Source organism: Ferdinandcohnia jepli (genome assembly GCF_047246645.1).
Taxonomy (GTDB): domain Bacteria; phylum Bacillota; class Bacilli; order Bacillales; family Bacillaceae_L; genus Ferdinandcohnia.
Genome location: NZ_JBFOKR010000002.1, coordinates 214,455 through 230,595, shown reverse-complemented (window position 1 = coordinate 230,595; position 16,141 = coordinate 214,455). Strand labels below are relative to the sequence as shown.

The 16,141-nt window shown below is 36.5% G+C and carries 14 protein-coding genes and 1 other annotated feature; of the genes, 13 read left to right on the top strand and 1 reads right to left on the bottom strand.

All coding sequences use genetic code 11. From position 1 onward, the window contains the following. Positions 1 to 171 precede the first annotated feature (171 nt). Together AB3M96_RS03130 and AB3M96_RS03125 are read left to right on the top strand one after the other, a co-directional pair. Positions 172 to 1,092: an ABC transporter ATP-binding protein gene (locus AB3M96_RS03130; protein WP_412966108.1), complete on the top strand. Its 921-nt coding sequence runs from the start codon at positions 172 to 174 to the stop codon at positions 1,090 to 1,092. Between the two features lies 1 nt (position 1,093). Beyond that, entirely contained in the window at positions 1,094 to 2,035 is a 942-nt protein-coding gene (locus AB3M96_RS03125; RefSeq protein ID WP_412966197.1) for an ABC transporter permease, read from the top strand. A 29-nt stretch (positions 2,036 to 2,064) separates the two neighbouring features. Here the strand turns inward: AB3M96_RS03125 and AB3M96_RS03120 are convergent, their stop codons facing one another. Then, entirely contained in the window at positions 2,065 to 3,366 is a 1,302-nt protein-coding gene (locus tag AB3M96_RS03120) for a replication-associated recombination protein A (protein WP_412966107.1), read from the bottom strand. 288 nt (positions 3,367 to 3,654) lie between these two features. Between AB3M96_RS03120 and AB3M96_RS03115 the strand changes: the two genes are divergently transcribed. The 11 genes from AB3M96_RS03115 to alaS all read left to right on the top strand — a co-directional run bounded on the left by AB3M96_RS03115 (position 3,655) and on the right by alaS (position 15,986). Next, the gene (locus AB3M96_RS03115) at positions 3,655 to 4,296 is read left to right on the top strand and encodes a YczE/YyaS/YitT family protein (protein ID WP_489672274.1); all 642 of its coding nucleotides are present in this window, start codon (positions 3,655 to 3,657) and stop codon (positions 4,294 to 4,296) included. Between the two features lie 25 nt (positions 4,297 to 4,321). Then, a complete protein-coding gene (gene cymR / locus AB3M96_RS03110) occupies positions 4,322 to 4,735 on the top strand; it encodes a cysteine metabolism transcriptional regulator CymR (RefSeq protein WP_412966106.1) in 414 nt (137 codons plus the stop codon). Between the two features lie 124 nt (positions 4,736 to 4,859). Continuing rightward, positions 4,860 to 6,005, top strand: coding sequence for a cysteine desulfurase family protein (locus AB3M96_RS03105; RefSeq protein WP_412966105.1), 1,146 nt, complete (start codon positions 4,860 to 4,862; stop codon positions 6,003 to 6,005). Between the two features lie 101 nt (positions 6,006 to 6,106). Further along, a complete protein-coding gene (gene mnmA / locus AB3M96_RS03100; protein WP_412966104.1) occupies positions 6,107 to 7,219 on the top strand; it encodes a tRNA 2-thiouridine(34) synthase MnmA in 1,113 nt (370 codons plus the stop codon). Between the two features lie 128 nt (positions 7,220 to 7,347). Then, positions 7,348 to 8,013 (top strand): tetratricopeptide repeat protein, encoded by a 666-nt coding sequence (locus tag AB3M96_RS03095; RefSeq protein WP_412966103.1) that lies wholly within the window; start codon positions 7,348 to 7,350, stop codon positions 8,011 to 8,013. Positions 8,014 to 8,077: 64 nt separating this feature from the next. Next, positions 8,078 to 10,516 (top strand): SF1B family DNA helicase RecD2, encoded by a 2,439-nt coding sequence (gene recD2 / locus AB3M96_RS03090; RefSeq protein WP_412966102.1) that lies wholly within the window; start codon positions 8,078 to 8,080, stop codon positions 10,514 to 10,516. Positions 10,517 to 10,543: 27 nt separating this feature from the next. After that, positions 10,544 to 11,020: a PRC-barrel domain-containing protein gene (locus AB3M96_RS03085; RefSeq protein WP_412966101.1), complete on the top strand. Its 477-nt coding sequence runs from the start codon at positions 10,544 to 10,546 to the stop codon at positions 11,018 to 11,020. A 118-nt stretch (positions 11,021 to 11,138) separates the two neighbouring features. Next, positions 11,139 to 11,327, top strand: coding sequence for a hypothetical protein (locus AB3M96_RS03080; RefSeq protein WP_412966100.1), 189 nt, complete (start codon positions 11,139 to 11,141; stop codon positions 11,325 to 11,327). 25 nt (positions 11,328 to 11,352) lie between these two features. After that, positions 11,353 to 11,487 carry a YrzQ family protein gene (locus tag AB3M96_RS03075; RefSeq protein WP_412966099.1) on the top strand — a complete coding sequence of 45 codons (135 nt, stop codon included), beginning with the start codon at positions 11,353 to 11,355 and terminating at the stop codon, positions 11,485 to 11,487. 217 nt (positions 11,488 to 11,704) lie between these two features. Continuing rightward, on the top strand, positions 11,705 to 12,766 hold the full coding sequence (locus AB3M96_RS03070) for an AI-2E family transporter (protein WP_412966098.1): 1,062 nt from the start codon (positions 11,705 to 11,707) through the stop codon (positions 12,764 to 12,766). 254 nt (positions 12,767 to 13,020) lie between these two features. After that, positions 13,021 to 13,294: a binding site (T-box leader), on the top strand. Between the two features lie 58 nt (positions 13,295 to 13,352). Next, positions 13,353 to 15,986 (top strand): alanine--tRNA ligase, encoded by a 2,634-nt coding sequence (gene alaS / locus AB3M96_RS03065; RefSeq protein WP_412966097.1) that lies wholly within the window; start codon positions 13,353 to 13,355, stop codon positions 15,984 to 15,986. Positions 15,987 to 16,141 lie beyond the last annotated feature (155 nt).

Here is a 16,141-nt window from a genome sequence, read left to right as displayed (position 1 = left end):
ATAAAGATTTCATACTACTTTAGATTTACTTTCTATTTCGTTAGAACTAACAAATCTATAATCCTATATAGTAAAAGTTGGGAACCTTTTTTAAGTTCTTCCGTATATAAAAATAAGCAACGATGCTGAGGTTCTGTTATTGAATCTCAAAATCTGATAGGAGGAAACTTTGTGGAACCAGTTTTACAATTACGAAATGTTAAGAAAGCAATCGGAAAAAAAGAAATCATAAAAGGCATTTCCTTTGATGTTTTTCCAGGTGAGGTATTTGGGTTTCTTGGACCAAATGGCGCAGGTAAAACTACAACGATTCGGATGTTAGTGGGCTTAATGTCGATCACTTCAGGTGAAGTAATTATAAAAGGAACAAGTATAGCCAAGCATTTTGAAGAAGCAGTTCAACATATTGGCGGAATTGTTGAAAACCCTGAAATGTATAAGTTTTTAACAGGACATCAAAATCTGGTTCATTATGCAAGAATGGTAAATGGGGTAACGAAAGAGAGAATACAAGAGGTAATAGAATTAGTAGGCTTAGAAAAGCGTATTAACGATAAAGTAAAAACATATTCTCTTGGGATGAGGCAACGTCTTGGGATAGCGCAGGCGCTGTTACATAATCCATCTATTTTGATCCTAGATGAACCAACAAATGGACTTGACCCTGCTGGAATTAGAGAGGTCCGTGATTATGTTCGTAAACTTGCAAGGGAAGAAGGTCTTGCAGTAATTGTTTCCAGTCATTTACTTTCTGAGATGGAAATGATGTGTGATCGAATTGGTATTATTCAAAATGGTAAGCTAGTTGGCGTGCAAAAAGTTACAGAGTTTATGAATGAAGATCTATTAATGAGGGTTCAATTTCAAGTAGAAGATTCTTCAAGAGTTTTAACAATTCTATCAACCGAATTCCCTGATGTAAGTGTGGCACCAACTGAAAAAGGGATTGAATTGTTTATTGAACAAAATATGATACCTAAGATAAATGCTAGTTTGGTAAAAAATGAGATTAACGTCTATGGTATTGTTCAAGTATCAAAATCATTAGAGGATCGATTCCTTGAGGTAACAGGAGGAAATCAAATTGACTAGTATCATTAAATTAATTCAGAACGAAAATATGAAAATTTACCGTCGTGTCTCAACTTGGGTTATGCTGGGGCTTCTGTTTGTTGTAACAATGGGAATTGCGATTATTGGTAATTTTAATGGTAACGACGAGGTTAATGAAAACTGGAAGCAAGAGCTCCAACAACAGAATGAAATATATAAGCAAGATATAGCAAGTGAAGGAATGCCGGAGATGGTCAAGGATTCCCTCAAAAAGGAACTAGCAATTAATGAGTATCGGGTTGAACATGATATTGCGCCAGATACAACAGACACTGTGTGGAACTTTATGCAAATTACGGCTGAAGTTATCGCGTTAATTACACTGTTTACAATTATAGTTGGAGCTAGTAGTGTAGCATCCGAATTTTCATGGGGAACAATTAAGCTATTACTAATCAGGCCTGTTTCCAGAACGAAAATACTACTATCAAAATATCTAGCTACAATCCTTTTTGCATTAATTTCGCTTATTTTCTTATTTGTTCTATCATATCTGGTTGGCCTTATCTTTTTTGGTACAGGGCAAAATCAGTTGCATCTTGTCTATAAAGACGGAGCAGTTCATGAAGTTCATATGATTGCTCACGTATTAGGGGTATTTGGTCTAAAATCGATTAACTTAGTTATGATGTCTACTTTTGCATTTATGATATCAACTGTCTTCCGCAGTAGTTCTCTAGCAATTGGTCTAGCAATTTTCCTAATGTTTGCAGGTGTCAATGTTACTTCTCTATTAGCAATGAAGTTTGACTGGGCAAAATATATCTTATTCGCTAATACTGATTTATCTTTATATTTAACGGGGTATCCATATGTAGAAGGAATGACGATGACCTTCTCGATTGTAATGTTGATTATTTATTTTGTAATCTTTAACGCGATATCATGGTTTATTTTCAATAAGCGTGATGTCGCTGCATAAGAAAGAAGGGAAGAACAGACAAATGTCTATTACTTCCCTTCTTTTTTTAATTGCTCTAGTCGCTCATAAACTTTTAAGAAATGCTTTTCCTGTCCATTTTGCTTTGGAGAAAAATACTTTCTGTTTTTTAACGCATCTGGAAGGTATTGTTGATTAACCCAACCATTTGGGTAATCATGTGGATACTTATAGTCAATGCCATGTCCCAATTGTTTTGCTCCGCTATAGTGTGCATCACGCAGATGTGCAGGGATTTCTCCAATATTTCCTTTTCGTACATCTTGTATCGCTTGATCTAATGCCTTATATGCGCTATTTGTCTTTGGTGATAAACATTGCTCTACTACGACATTTGCTAATGGTATCCTGGCCTCAGGGAGACCAAGTCGTTCAACTGCTTGGCAAGCTGAGACAGTATGAACAGCCACCTCAGGTGCGGCAATTGAAATATCTTCATAGGCTATCACTGTTAGCCTTCTGCAGATGGAAACAAGATCGCCACCTTCAATAAGTCTGGCTAAGTAGTGTAGTGCTGCATTCACATCACTGCCTCTAATACTTTTTTGAAGACATGAAAGAAGAGAGTAATGTAGATCGCCATCTTTATCATGAGAAAACCCTTTGTTTTGCACACACTCTTGAACTGACTCAATCTCAACACTAATTATTTCATTATTATCTCTCTTCTTAGATGCCATTACGACATCCTCAAGCACATTCATTGCTGAACGGGCGTCACCCTTAGTTGATGAAGAGATGAGATCAATAGCTTCTTCAGAAATCTCAATTTGTAAATGTCCAAGTCCCCGTTCTTTATCTTCGAGTGCACGCTGAATTAATTCTTTTATATCATCTTTAGATAAAGGTCTTAATTCTTTAATTTGACCGCATCTACTACGAATGGCGGGGTTCACATCATGAAACGGGTTTTCAGTTGTTGCGCCAATAAGTGATACTAGTCCTCTTTCGACATGTGGTAAAAGGGTATCCTGTTGAGCTTTGTTAAATCGATGAACCTCATCAATAAAAAGAATTAGTTTACCTTCTGTTTTTGCTACTAATACAGCATCCTCAATATCTTTCTTTCCGGCAGTTGTAGCATTTATTGAAATAAACGGCATATCGATTGTACCAGCAATAGCAGTTGCAATTGACGTTTTTCCAATCCCAGGCTCTCCATAAAGTAAGATGGAGGGAACATGTCCATTTTTAATCATTTTATATAGAGCTGTATCTTTACCTATTATATGCTTTTGTCCAAGTATCTCATCTATATTTCTCGGTCGCATACGGTATGATAATGGTGCTTCAATCATTGATTCAAAAAGCAATAGGTTCTCCTCCCTATATTTCGACGTTCTAAAATAACTTTATCATACGTTTCTACCTGTTAAAATACAAATGAATTGCAATTTATGATATAATGTCGTGAGTTTAATTGAAACTAAGTATATAAAATTCACCTGACTTTTAAGCAACCTATATTTGAGTTAAAGTAGTATTTTTTATGGAAGAGGTTGTTGTTTTAGAAGCTAAATCGTAGGGTATTTACACAACTTGTTTGATTGTTAGAAACGGAGTGAAGAAGGGTGAGAGCACAGTTGAGTTTTAGGCACCACGTGTTGAAGTGGTCAACATATTTTATTGGACTGTTAATAATGTCGTTAGGAATTGTTTTAATTATTAAAGCTGATTTGGGTGCATCACCCTGGGACGTTTTTCATATCGGCTTATATAAGCAGTTAGGATTGACAATTGGTACATGGTCGATAATTGCAGGATTTGTTATTTTATTAGTGTCTTTCCTATTAACAAAGCGTATGCCACAAATAGGTGCATTTTTAAACATGATTTTTGTAGGTGTTTTTATTGATATGTACATGATGATTCCATGGTTTGTAACTCCACCATCATTAACTGGTCAAATTATTATGTTATTGCTGGGAGTCATCATTAATGGTTATGGAATGGGAATCTATATTTCCTCTAATGTAGGTGCTGGTCCACGTGATAGTTTAATGCTTGCGCTGACGGAAATTTCAAAGTGGAAAGTCCAATATATTCGTTCAGGAATTGAGATTATTGTCCTAACGGTAGGCTGGCTTTTAGGCGGTCCTGTCTTTTTGGGAACAATTTTATACAGTGTCGCTATTGGGTATGTGGTGGGCTTTACATTACCACAATGTCAGCATCTATTTGATGGTCTGAAAAGCAGACTACAAAAAACAAGTGAAATCGAATTTAATCATTTTAGTAGTTAGGGAAAAAATATAGGGGTGGAAATGTATGAAAATATCAACTAAAGGTAGATATGGGCTTACAATCATGATTGAACTTGCTAAAAACCATGGAAAAGGTCCAATGTCGCTTAAAAACATTGCCGGGAAACATGATTTGTCAGAGCATTATCTAGAGCAATTAATATCGCCATTGCGTAATGCTGGTTTGGTAAAAAGTATACGTGGAGCATATGGCGGGTACGTATTAGGTGATGAGCCAACAAATATTACAGCAGGGGATATCATCCTTGTTCTTGAAGGACCAATTAGTCCTGTAGAGGTTTTAGAGGATGAAGAACCAGCAAAAAGGGAATTATGGATACGAATCCGTGACGCAGTAAAAGAAGTTTTAGATAATACAACTCTTGACGATCTAGCTAGTCATTCTGATGGAAATGAAGCATATATGTTTTATATTTAAGGAAATCATGCCATAATTAATAATCCAAAAGGTATATTTCCAGGATGTATCAGCGTTTTAGGTAAAAAAACTGAAACGTTGATCTTTTATATTTGAAAAAACTTTTATAAGGAGGGCTGCATAGATGGAAAGAATATATCTAGACCATGCTGCAACGTCGCCAATGCACCCTGATATTGTAGACAGTATGATACCTTATATGACAGAATCGTTCGGTAATCCTTCAAGTATTCATTTTTTCGGTCGTAAAAGTCGTCATGCTATAGACGAAGCCAGACAAACAATTGCTGATAGCATCAAAGCAAAACCAAATGAAATTGTTTTTACAAGTGGTGGTACAGAAGCTGATAATCTTGCAATTAAAGGTACAGCTATTGCCATGCAATCAAAGGGAAAACATATCATTACATCATCCATTGAGCATCATGCCGTATTACATACATGCGAGCATCTTGAAAAACAAGGCTACACGGTGACATACTTGCCAGTGAATGAAAAGGGATTAGTATCTGTGAATGATGTAAAAGCTGCACTTACAGCAGAAACGATACTAGTTACAATCATGTATGCAAACAATGAGGTAGGTACAATTCAGGCAATCGAAGAAATAGGTAATTTGCTTGAGAATCACCAAGCTGTATTTCATACGGATGCTGTTCAAGCATATGGAACTATTAATATTGATGTGAACCAGCTTAAAATTGATTTATTGTCAGTCTCCGCTCATAAAATAAATGGGCCAAAAGGGACAGGCTTTTTATATATGAGAGATGGAATTAAAGTAGGCCAACTTCTTTTTGGGGGAGAACAGGAAAAGAAAAGACGTGCTGGAACAGAGAATGTTGCTGGTATTGTTGGTATGAGAGCAGCTGTAGAGTTAAGTAAAGAAAAAGTCAAAGACCGAACAGATATATACAATGAGATGAAGGATGCTTTTATTGAAGTATTAAAAGCTGAAAATATCTCTTTTGAAGTCAACGGGGATAGAAATGTTTCATTACCTCATATCCTGAATATATACTTTCCTGGAACAAATGTAGAATCGATGCTTGTTAATCTTGATTTAGCTGGAATTGCTGCTTCAAGCGGATCTGCTTGTACAGCTGGTTCCATTGATCCCTCACACGTGTTGGTAGCCATGTTTGGGAAAGAATCAGACCGCATAGCATCATCCATAAGGTTTAGTTTCGGGTTAGGCAATACCGTTGAACAAATCCAAAAGGCAGCAAATGAAACAGCAAAAATAGTGAAACGATTAACACAGATTTAAATTTCAGTTCAGATGGAAGCAGCAACATCTGGATAATTAGATAAGCTAGGGTGGTAAATAGTAAACACTCTGCCAATGTTTTTTAGTAGGAGGTGACTTGTATGAAAGAACCAAAAAATACACGTGTTGTAGTTGGTATGTCAGGAGGCGTGGATTCCTCGGTAGCAGCTTTGTTATTAAAAGAGCAGGGCTATGATGTAATCGGCATCTTTATGAAAAACTGGGATGATATTGATGAAAATGGTGTCTGTACAGCAACTGAGGATTATGAAGATGTCATTCGAGTATGCAACCAAATTGGAATACCATACTATGCCGTGAATTTTGAGAAACAGTACTGGGATAAGGTATTTACTTATTTTTTAGATGAATATAAGGCTGGAAGAACACCGAATCCTGATGTAATGTGTAATAAAGAAATTAAATTCAAAGCATTTTTAGATCATGCGTTAACACTTGGTGCAGATTATTTAGCTACAGGTCATTATGCACAAGTAGAATATCGTGATGGCGAATATAAAATGCTTCGAGGTATTGATGAAAATAAAGACCAAACGTATTTCCTTAACCAACTTACACAAGATCAGCTTTCTCGTGTAATGTTTCCAATCGGAAATATTGAAAAATCAAAGGTACGTGAGCTTGCTAAAGAGGCAAACCTGGCTACTGCAACAAAGAAGGACAGCACAGGAATATGCTTTATTGGAGAACGTAATTTTAAAGAATTCCTAGGTAATTATCTACCTGCACAACCTGGAAACATGGAAACTTTTTCTGGAGAAGTTAAAGGTAAACATGATGGTCTAATGTATTATACAATTGGACAGCGTCATGGCCTTGGAATTGGTGGAAGCGGCGAACCGTGGTTCGTAGTGGGTAAGAATCTTGAGAAAAATATCTTATACGTTGATCAAGGCTTCCATAACGACCTTTTATATTCTGATTCTATTTTGGCTACCAATATTAGCTGGGTATCAGATAATAAGCCAGAAACTGATTTTACATGCACTGCGAAATTCCGTTATCGCCAACAAGATAACAAAGTTACAGTTCAAAAGGTCGATGATAATACGGTAAGAGTTGTATTTGATGAACCAATTCGTGCAGTAACACCTGGACAAGCTGTTGTTTTCTACAATGGAGATGAATGTTTAGGTGGAGCTACAATTGACCATGTATTTAAAAACGGTGAAAGACTAACCTACGTAGGATAACAGAACCTCAACTCTATATATAGGGTTGAGGTTTTACTATGTTATAATATGAAATGCGGAAAAAGATAGGCATCGATTAAATTTGTCTAAACTACTACTAACTGTAATTTAAATTGGAGTTGAAATAAATGGATTTAAACAAACAAGGTATTGAATATATGCAACAAGGAAAATACGAAGAAGCAGCAAAATGCTTTTCAGATGCTATTGAGCAGAATCCAAATGAAGCAATTTACTATACGAATTTTGGGAATTTGTTAGCTGCTGTCGGTGACGCGGAGAGGGCAATTGCCTTTTTTAATAAAGCAATTGAGTTAGATTCGAATATGGGAACAGCTTACTATGGAATTGGCAGCATCCTTTATAATAATGATGATTTCATCAAGGCTAAGGATATGTTTGAAAAGGCAATACAGACAGGCGTGGACAATAGCGATACATATTTTATGTTAGGAATGACTATTAGCCAGTTAGGTCAACCAAAATTAGCTCTTCCTTACTTAAAGCGTGCTGTAGAACTTAATGATAATGATACTGATGCTCTATTTCAATATGGTCTTTGCCTCGCTGGGGAGTCAGTAATTGATGAAGCAATCGAAACATTTCAGCGTGTAGTTGAATTGAATCCAACACATTCAGATGCTTACTATAATTTAGGAGTAGCATATGCCGGTTATAAAAGTGATTTAGAAAAAGCTCTAGAGATGTTTGAAAAAGCGATAGAAATTCAACCAGATCATGTGCTGGCAGCAAACGGAAAGAACATCGTTACTCAGGCACTGAATGAAAATTAATACGCTGATACTAGTGTCTTAAAAAAACTAAACTTTTAACATAAGATTGGAGGGAAATAACATCATGGAGCAACAGGAATCATTGGATTTATTTAAAGAGCAGCAGAAATTTATGAAAGGTACCCACCTTGTTACTATTTTTCATAATGAGCAAAATTTATATTCTGTTGTACGTATTCGCCTAGAAGAAACAAATGAGGAGTATACAGAAAAAGAGGCGGTTGTGACTGGCTATTTCCCTCGTATACATGAAAATGAAACATACATATTTTTCGGTAGGTTAAAGGAACACCCGAAATTCGGCTTACAATTTCATGTTGAACATTTTCGTAAGGAAGTGCCTCATTCAAAACAAGGAATCATTCAGTATTTATCAAGCGATATTTTTAAAGGGATTGGTAAGAAAACGGCCGAGAAAATTGTTGAAACTCTTGGGGAAGGTGCCATTTCAAAAATTATTGCTAATCCTTCGATACTTAAGGAGGTAGATAAACTTCCTGAGGAAAAAGCGAAGGAAATATATGAGAAGCTTCAAGAACACCAAGGTCTTGAGCAAATAATGATTGCTCTTTCTCAGTATGGTTTTGGGCCGCAGCTATCTATGAAGATCTATCAGGTTTATAAGGACCATACCTTAGATATTATCCAAAATAGCCCTTATAAGCTCGTTGAGGATATTGAAGGAATTGGTTTTGGTAGAGCTGACGAGCTCGGTAAACAGTTAGGTTTATCAGGTAATCATCCAGACCGAATTAAAGCAGGTTGTTTATACATAATTGAACAGGATTCCTTACAAGAAGGACATGTATATTTATATGCAAAAGACTTAATTGTTACAGTTCAGGAATTATTGGAGGAAAATAGTCCTAATGATGTAATTGCTACAGACATTTCTCAGGAAATGATTCATTTAACTGAAGAAGGTAAGCTTATTATTGAAGGAGAAAAGGTTTATTTACCCTCTCTTTATTATTCTGAAAAAGGTTTAATTACAAACATTAAGCGTGTAATGGATCAGACCGAATATGAGGATATTTTTCCAGAATCGGAGTTTTTATTAGCATTGGGTGAGTTAGAGGAAAGATTACATGTTCAATATGCAAATTCGCAAAAAGATGCTATACAAAAAGCGCTTATGTCACCGATGCTTCTCTTAACTGGTGGACCAGGAACTGGTAAAACAACTGTTATTAAAGGGATTGTCGAGCTCTATGGGGAACTCCATGGCTGTTCCTTAGATCCAAAGGATTATAATTCAGAAAACCCTTTTCCAATTGTATTGGTTGCTCCTACAGGGAGGGCTGCAAAGCGAATTACAGAATCTACAGGACTCCCAGCAGTAACCATTCATCGTTTATTGGGGTGGAATGGCGTTGAAGGTTTCAACCATGATGAAGATAATCCGATAAGCGGGAAACTTTTAATTGTTGATGAAGTTTCAATGGTGGATATTTGGCTAGCAAATCAGTTGTTTAAATCACTTCCAGAGCATGTTCAAGTTATTTTGGTTGGAGACGAAGACCAACTGCCTTCAGTAGGTCCAGGTCAGGTACTAAAGGATTTATTGGCTTCTGAGGTACTCCCAACGGTTAGGTTAACGGATATATACCGACAATCAGAAGGTTCGTCCATCATTGAACTTGCACATGACATAAAAAAAGGGTCGCTTCCACCGGACCTCTCAGCTCCCAAAAGTGATCGGTCATTTATTAAATGTAACCAATCACAGGTTCTTGAGGTAGTAAAACAAGTATCAGAAAATGCAAAAAGGAAAGGATTCTCTGTAAAAGACATTCAGGTATTAGCCCCCATGTACCGGGGCTCAGCAGGTATCGATAGCTTGAATGTTATGCTTCAAGAGTTATTTAATCCACCTGTGCATGGAAAACGTGAGCTTTTATATGGTGATGTTATTTTCAGACGTGGAGATAAAGTCTTACAGCTAGTCAACCAACCTGAGAATAATGTCTTTAACGGTGATATAGGAGAGATCGTTTCAATATTTTTCGCAAAAGAAAATACGGAAAAACAAGATATGGTGGTCGTTTCATTTGAAGGAAATGAAGTGACGTATACAAAACAAGATCTGAATCAAATTACACATGCATATTGCTGTTCAATTCATAAATCTCAAGGTAGTGAATTTCCAATTGTTATTTTACCTGTTGTAAAAAGCTACTATAGAATGCTTCGTAGAAACCTCATTTATACAGCTATTACGAGGAGCAAGAATTTCCTAATCCTATGTGGAGAAGAAGATGCGCTACGACAAGGTGTTCAGAGAGGTAATGATTCAAAACGCCAAACAACTCTATGTGACAAGTTAAAAGTTGAATTTGGTTTACAAGAAAAATCTGAACCACAACCTATAAAGAACCAACAAGTAATAAAAAAACCTGCACTGGAAGAAATAAACTACTACGATCTTTTATTTGAAACTGATCCTAATATTGGAATGGAAAACGTTACACCGTATGACTTTATGGAGGAAAGTAAATTATAAGTAGTGTTCGGAGAGGTGGAGATATCTTTGCGGACATTTACACTACTCAAGGACTTACCTGTTTATGATGAAAAAGCTGGTAAAGTGCTAGGCAAAGTTTCAGATATATGCATAACATCTGATGGTAAGGTTAGTGCGTTAATAATGAAAGGTATGGGACTTTTTGAGAGAGATCGATTAGTTCCAATTGAATGCATATCCTCATTTGGTGATGATGGGGTTATGGTTTCAAATCGAGAACAGCTTCAGCGTCTCGATAATGAGGCTGAAATTCCAACTTACTTTTTACACTCTCATCATGGATTATTTAGAAAACCAATGTTATCTTCTGAAGGTGAAAAATTAGGCCTGTTAGAAGATGTATATTTTACCGAGGAATTGGGCACTATTATAGGGTATGAAGTAACGGATGGCTTCTTTGCAGATATAACGGAAGGAAAAAAGGTTGTTAAATCAACCCAGCCGTTAACAATAGGGGAAGATGTCATCGTCGTTGATGTTTAAAGCCTCTGACGATTGCCACGGATTATCAAGAAAAATAGAACAATCCTGATAAAAGATCTGGGCACAGAAAAACGCAAAGGCAAAACTGATAAGAATCCATGATGTGAGGTGTACACCTGTGAAGTGCCCAAATTGTAAAAGCAAGGATATCGGTAAAATTGGTGTGAACCAGTATTATTGCTGGGGTTGTTTTATTGAGCTATCGGTAACAAAAGGACAAATATTCACGCATCAGGTAGAGGAAGATGGCACGCTCAGTTCGTTAGATGATCTTTTTGCTGAAGATGACAGGCGAATCAGTATGTAATCCTAATCGAGGGGTGAAGTTCACTATGAATCGAGCAATGACTTCTCTAATTTCAATGGGTTTAGGTGCAGCAGCGTACGGTATGATGCAAAAAACAAATGTAATGTCTGGACGTAATATGAAAAAAATGCGTAAGCGAATTACAAAGGCAATATTTTAAAGGAAAACCCCACTTTTGTGGGGTTTTTTGAGTTGAAGAAAGTGAATACACAAAAGCATAACATAACAATTACTAACTGATAATGACTGTCAATGCCTTGTAGCTGCCGGTGACATCATAGGTGTTAATCCACTATTTTTTATACAAATTCATACATATTAGGCATTTCTGTATAAAACATACTGTACTCCTAACAATAAAATAAGGGGGTGTGAGAATGAAGGAATTTCAGCTTAAGTGGATATTGCGATTTTCTTTGGTGTTACTAATTTTTCTGACACTATATGTCTTTTTAAAGCTTGGAACTATATGGTTACCAATTCTGACAATAGTAAAAACATTTTTAATTCCTTTCGTAATTTCTATTTTTATTACCTACCTATTGCATCCGCTTATTGAAAAGATCCATCATAGAGGCATTCCTCGCTCGATTGCCATATTACTCATTTATTTATTGTTTTTTGGCGGATTAGGTTTTGGGCTTTATAAAGGAATCCCAGTAATAATTGAACAACTTAAAGATTTAGCAGAGAGCTTTCCTCAATTTTATGAAACTTATCAAAATTGGTTAACTGAGTTTGAATCACGTACTTCAAATTTACCAGCTTTCATGCATGGTCAATTAGATGAACTATTCTACTCAGTGGAAAGCTATGTTGACTCATTATTAGCAAAGACACTTTTAATAGTAAAAGCTTTTGTTAATTCAATCTTTTTATTTGCCATTATTCCGTTTATCGTGTTTTATATGTTAAAAGACTATGACCAAATGGTTAAAGCTATATGGTATATAACACCCAGGAAACTTCGGAAGGCGGGTCAATTATTTCTAAAAGATGTCGATGAATCACTTGGAAACTATATTAGAGGGCAATTACTAGTAGGATTGTTAATAGGGACTATTGCAACAATTGCATTTTGGATTTGTGGTATGCCGTATCCCTTACTTTTAGGAAGTATTGTAGGTGTAACTAATATCATACCGTATTTCGGACCTATTATTGGCGCTATCCCAGCTGCAATTATAGCAGCAACTGTCTCAGTAAATATGCTTTTAATCGTGGTAATTATTATATTTATCCTTCAATTCACAGAAGGGAATTTATTATCCCCTTTAATTGTAGGGAAGAGTCTTCATATGCATCCAATTGTTATTATTGCTGCTTTACTCTTAGGAGGAGAAGTGGGAGGAGTAATTGGGCTTATAACAGCTGTGCCTATTGTAGCAATTCTTAAAGTCTTTATTATCCATGCAAAACAGCATTTTACGCCAACTTAATTAGTGTTTAAGCCCATATTTCATCAAGCTTTTCTTGTAGCATTGACAAACATTTTTGACTTGAATATAATTGATTAGAAAACTCGGCGATTGCCGAGCCTTTAGGCGACAGCAGAGCCGTAGTTGTACTTATGCAGATTAGAAAGAATTTTATTATTTCCTATCTGCCAAGAAATGAAAAAAGAATGTGTGACTAGTGCAATCCCTGGAAAGTTAATATTAACTTTTTTAAATTAATGTCACTCAATTACATAGTAAAAACAATGAAGGAACCAGTAAGTTACAGACCATCAATCAGAGAGGAATTTCCAAGGCTGAAAGAAATTCTAGGTGAAGGGTAACTGAACGCTAATCCTGAGTGTAGGCAAATCCTACCGGTGCATACCGTTATCATTTACGAAGGTGATGAACAATTAGCTTTGTTGATTTGGGATTCGTTCCCCAATGAATAAAGTTAAGCAAATACGCAAAGGCGTTATTTATTTGTTCATAATCAGGGTGGTACCGCGAGATACTCTCGTCCCTGTTACAGGGATTAGAGTATTTTTTTATGCCTAAAATGGATATTAAATAGGGAGGTATATTCATGAAACAATTAACATCTGCACAAGTAAGACAAATGTTTTTAGACTTTTTTAAGGAGAAAGGGCATGCGGTTGAGCCAAGTGCTTCACTCGTTCCACACGAGGATCCATCACTACTGTGGATCAATAGTGGTGTAGCAACATTAAAAAAGTACTTTGATGGACGTGTAATACCAGCTAACCCAAGAATCTGTAATGCACAAAAGTCTATTCGTACGAATGATATTGAAAATGTGGGTAAGACAGCTCGTCATCATACGTTCTTTGAAATGCTAGGGAACTTTTCAATTGGTGACTATTTCAAAGAAGAATCTATTCTATGGGCATGGGAATTCTTAACTAGTAAAGACTGGATTGGGTTCGATCCTGAATTACTTTCTGTTACCATTCATCCAGAGGACGATGAAGCATTCGAACTTTGGAATAAAAAAGTGGGTATTCCAGAAGAACGTATCATAAGACTAGAAGGTAACTTCTGGGATATCGGTGAAGGTCCAAGTGGTCCTAATACTGAAATTTTCTATGATCGTGGCGAAGAATTTGGGAATGATCCGAACGATCCTGAGCTATATCCAGGTGGAGAAAATGAGCGTTACCTTGAAATTTGGAACTTGGTTTTCTCGCAATTTAACCATAATCCTGATGGAACTTATACTCCACTTCCTAAAAAGAATATTGATACAGGTATGGGCCTTGAAAGAATGGTATCTGTCATTCAAAACGTCCCAACTAACTTTGATACAGATTTATTTATGCCGATTATTGAAGCAACTGAGTCCATTTCTGGTGCAAAATATGGTCAAGATAAAGAAAAAGATGTTGCTTTTAAAGTAATTGCGGACCACATTAGAACGGTTACTTTTGCAGTTGGTGATGGCGCATTACCTTCTAATGAAGGAAGAGGATATGTGTTAAGACGATTATTAAGAAGAGCAGTTCGTTATGCAAAGCAAATCTCCATAAACAGACCTTTCATGTACGAATTAGTACCAGTTGTTGGAGAAATTATGGTAGATTTCTATCCAGAAGTGAAAAGTAAAACTGACTTCATTCAAAAGGTAATTAAAACAGAAGAAGAGCGTTTCCATGAAACATTACATGATGGATTAGCTATTTTATCTACTGTTATCCAAAAGGAAAAAGAAAAAGGCAATGATACAATCTCTGGTCAAGATGTTTTCAGATTATATGATACCTACGGTTTCCCTGTTGAACTTACAGAGGAGTATGCAGAAGAGGAAGGCATGAAAATTGACCATGAAGGCTTTGAGCGCGAAATGGAGAACCAGCGTGAAAGAGCTAGATCAGCACGACAAGATGTGGATTCCATGCAAGTGCAAAGTGGTGTACTTGGCGAGATTATAGTAGAGAGTGAATTTATTGGGTATGACCAGCTTGAAGCAAGCTCAACGATTCTTGCAATTGTAAAGAACGGTGAACTGGTTGACACTGTTAGTCAAGGAGAAGAAGTTCAGGTAATCCTTGATAAGACACCTTTTTATGCTGAAAGTGGTGGTCAAGTAGCTGATGAAGGAACCATGAAAAATGAATCTTCAACTATTCAAGTAAAGGATGTTCAAAAAGCACCAAATGGACAAAACCTTCATAGAGTTGTCGTTGAAAAGGGTAGTATCTCTAAAGGAGACCAATTCAATGTAACAATTAATAAAGAAAACCGAAGTGGAGTAATAAAAAACCATACTGCAACTCATTTATTACACCAGGCATTAAAGGATGTATTAGGCGAACATGTTAACCAGGCCGGGTCACTCGTAACGGCTAATCGCCTGCGTTTTGACTTCTCTCATTTTGGTCAAATCAAACAAGAAGAGCTCGATCAAATTGAATCAATTGTTAACGAAAAGATATGGAGCAGTATTCCGGTAGAAATTAACTATAAATCTTTAAACGAAGCTAAAGCAATGGGAGCAATGGCTTTATTCGGTGAAAAATATGGTGAAATTGTTCGAGTTGTTCAGGTTGGTGACTACAGTCTAGAACTTTGTGGAGGCTGCCATGTACCGAATACATCAACAATTGGACTATTTAAGATCATTTCTGAATCAGGTATTGGGGCTGGTACTCGCCGTATTGAGGCAGTTACTGGTAAAGCTGCATACCATGTGATTAACGACCAAGTGAAATTATTGCAAGAAGCAGCAGGGGTACTCAAAACGAAGCCTGCAGAGGTACCGAACCGTATTGAAGCACTACTTGGAGAAATTCGTACGCTTGGTCGCGAAAACGAGTCATTATCTGCAAAACTAGGGAATATTGAAGCAGGCAGTTTAGTGGATAAAGCTAAGGAAATTAACGGAACAACCGTATTGTATAGCAAGGTAAATGCACAAGATATGAACAATTTAAGGGCTATGGTTGATGACTTAAAACAAAAGCTGGGCTCTGCTGTAATCGTACTTGGATCTGTAAATGATGATAAGGTTAATATAACTGCTGGTGTTACAAAGGATTTAATTGATAAAGGCTTCCATGCTGGAAAGCTTATTAAAGAGGTTGCAACTCGTTGTGGCGGTGGCGGCGGTGGTCGTCCAGATATGGCACAAGCTGGAGGTAAAAATCCAGAGCAGTTAGAAGAAGCACTCCGTTTTGTAGAAGAGTGGGTACAATCAATATAAGAAAACGTAAGCGTGTAGGTCAACTTCAACTGGTTATTGTGGTAGCATACTAATTAAGCCAAAGTAATCAAGTTGACTAAACTACACGGTTGTTGGTGAATAATGTAAGGATTAAGTCCTATAAAGTGAATCCTTACTATTGTACATTTTATAAA

Excerpts from the sequence above, each read along its gene's own strand:
- cymR (WP_412966106.1), top strand. The coding sequence starts at position 4,322 with ATGAAAATATCAACTAAAGGTAGATATGGGCTTACAATCATGATTGAA.
- AB3M96_RS03105 (WP_412966105.1), top strand. The coding sequence starts at position 4,860 with ATGGAAAGAATATATCTAGACCATGCTGCAACGTCGCCAATGCACCCT.
- mnmA (WP_412966104.1), top strand. The coding sequence starts at position 6,107 with ATGAAAGAACCAAAAAATACACGTGTTGTAGTTGGTATGTCAGGAGGC.
- AB3M96_RS03095 (WP_412966103.1), top strand. The coding sequence starts at position 7,348 with ATGGATTTAAACAAACAAGGTATTGAATATATGCAACAAGGAAAATAC.
- recD2 (WP_412966102.1), top strand. The coding sequence starts at position 8,078 with ATGGAGCAACAGGAATCATTGGATTTATTTAAAGAGCAGCAGAAATTT.
- AB3M96_RS03075 (WP_412966099.1), top strand. The coding sequence starts at position 11,353 with ATGAATCGAGCAATGACTTCTCTAATTTCAATGGGTTTAGGTGCAGCA.
- AB3M96_RS03070 (WP_412966098.1), top strand. The coding sequence starts at position 11,705 with ATGAAGGAATTTCAGCTTAAGTGGATATTGCGATTTTCTTTGGTGTTA.
- alaS (WP_412966097.1), top strand. The coding sequence starts at position 13,353 with ATGAAACAATTAACATCTGCACAAGTAAGACAAATGTTTTTAGACTTT.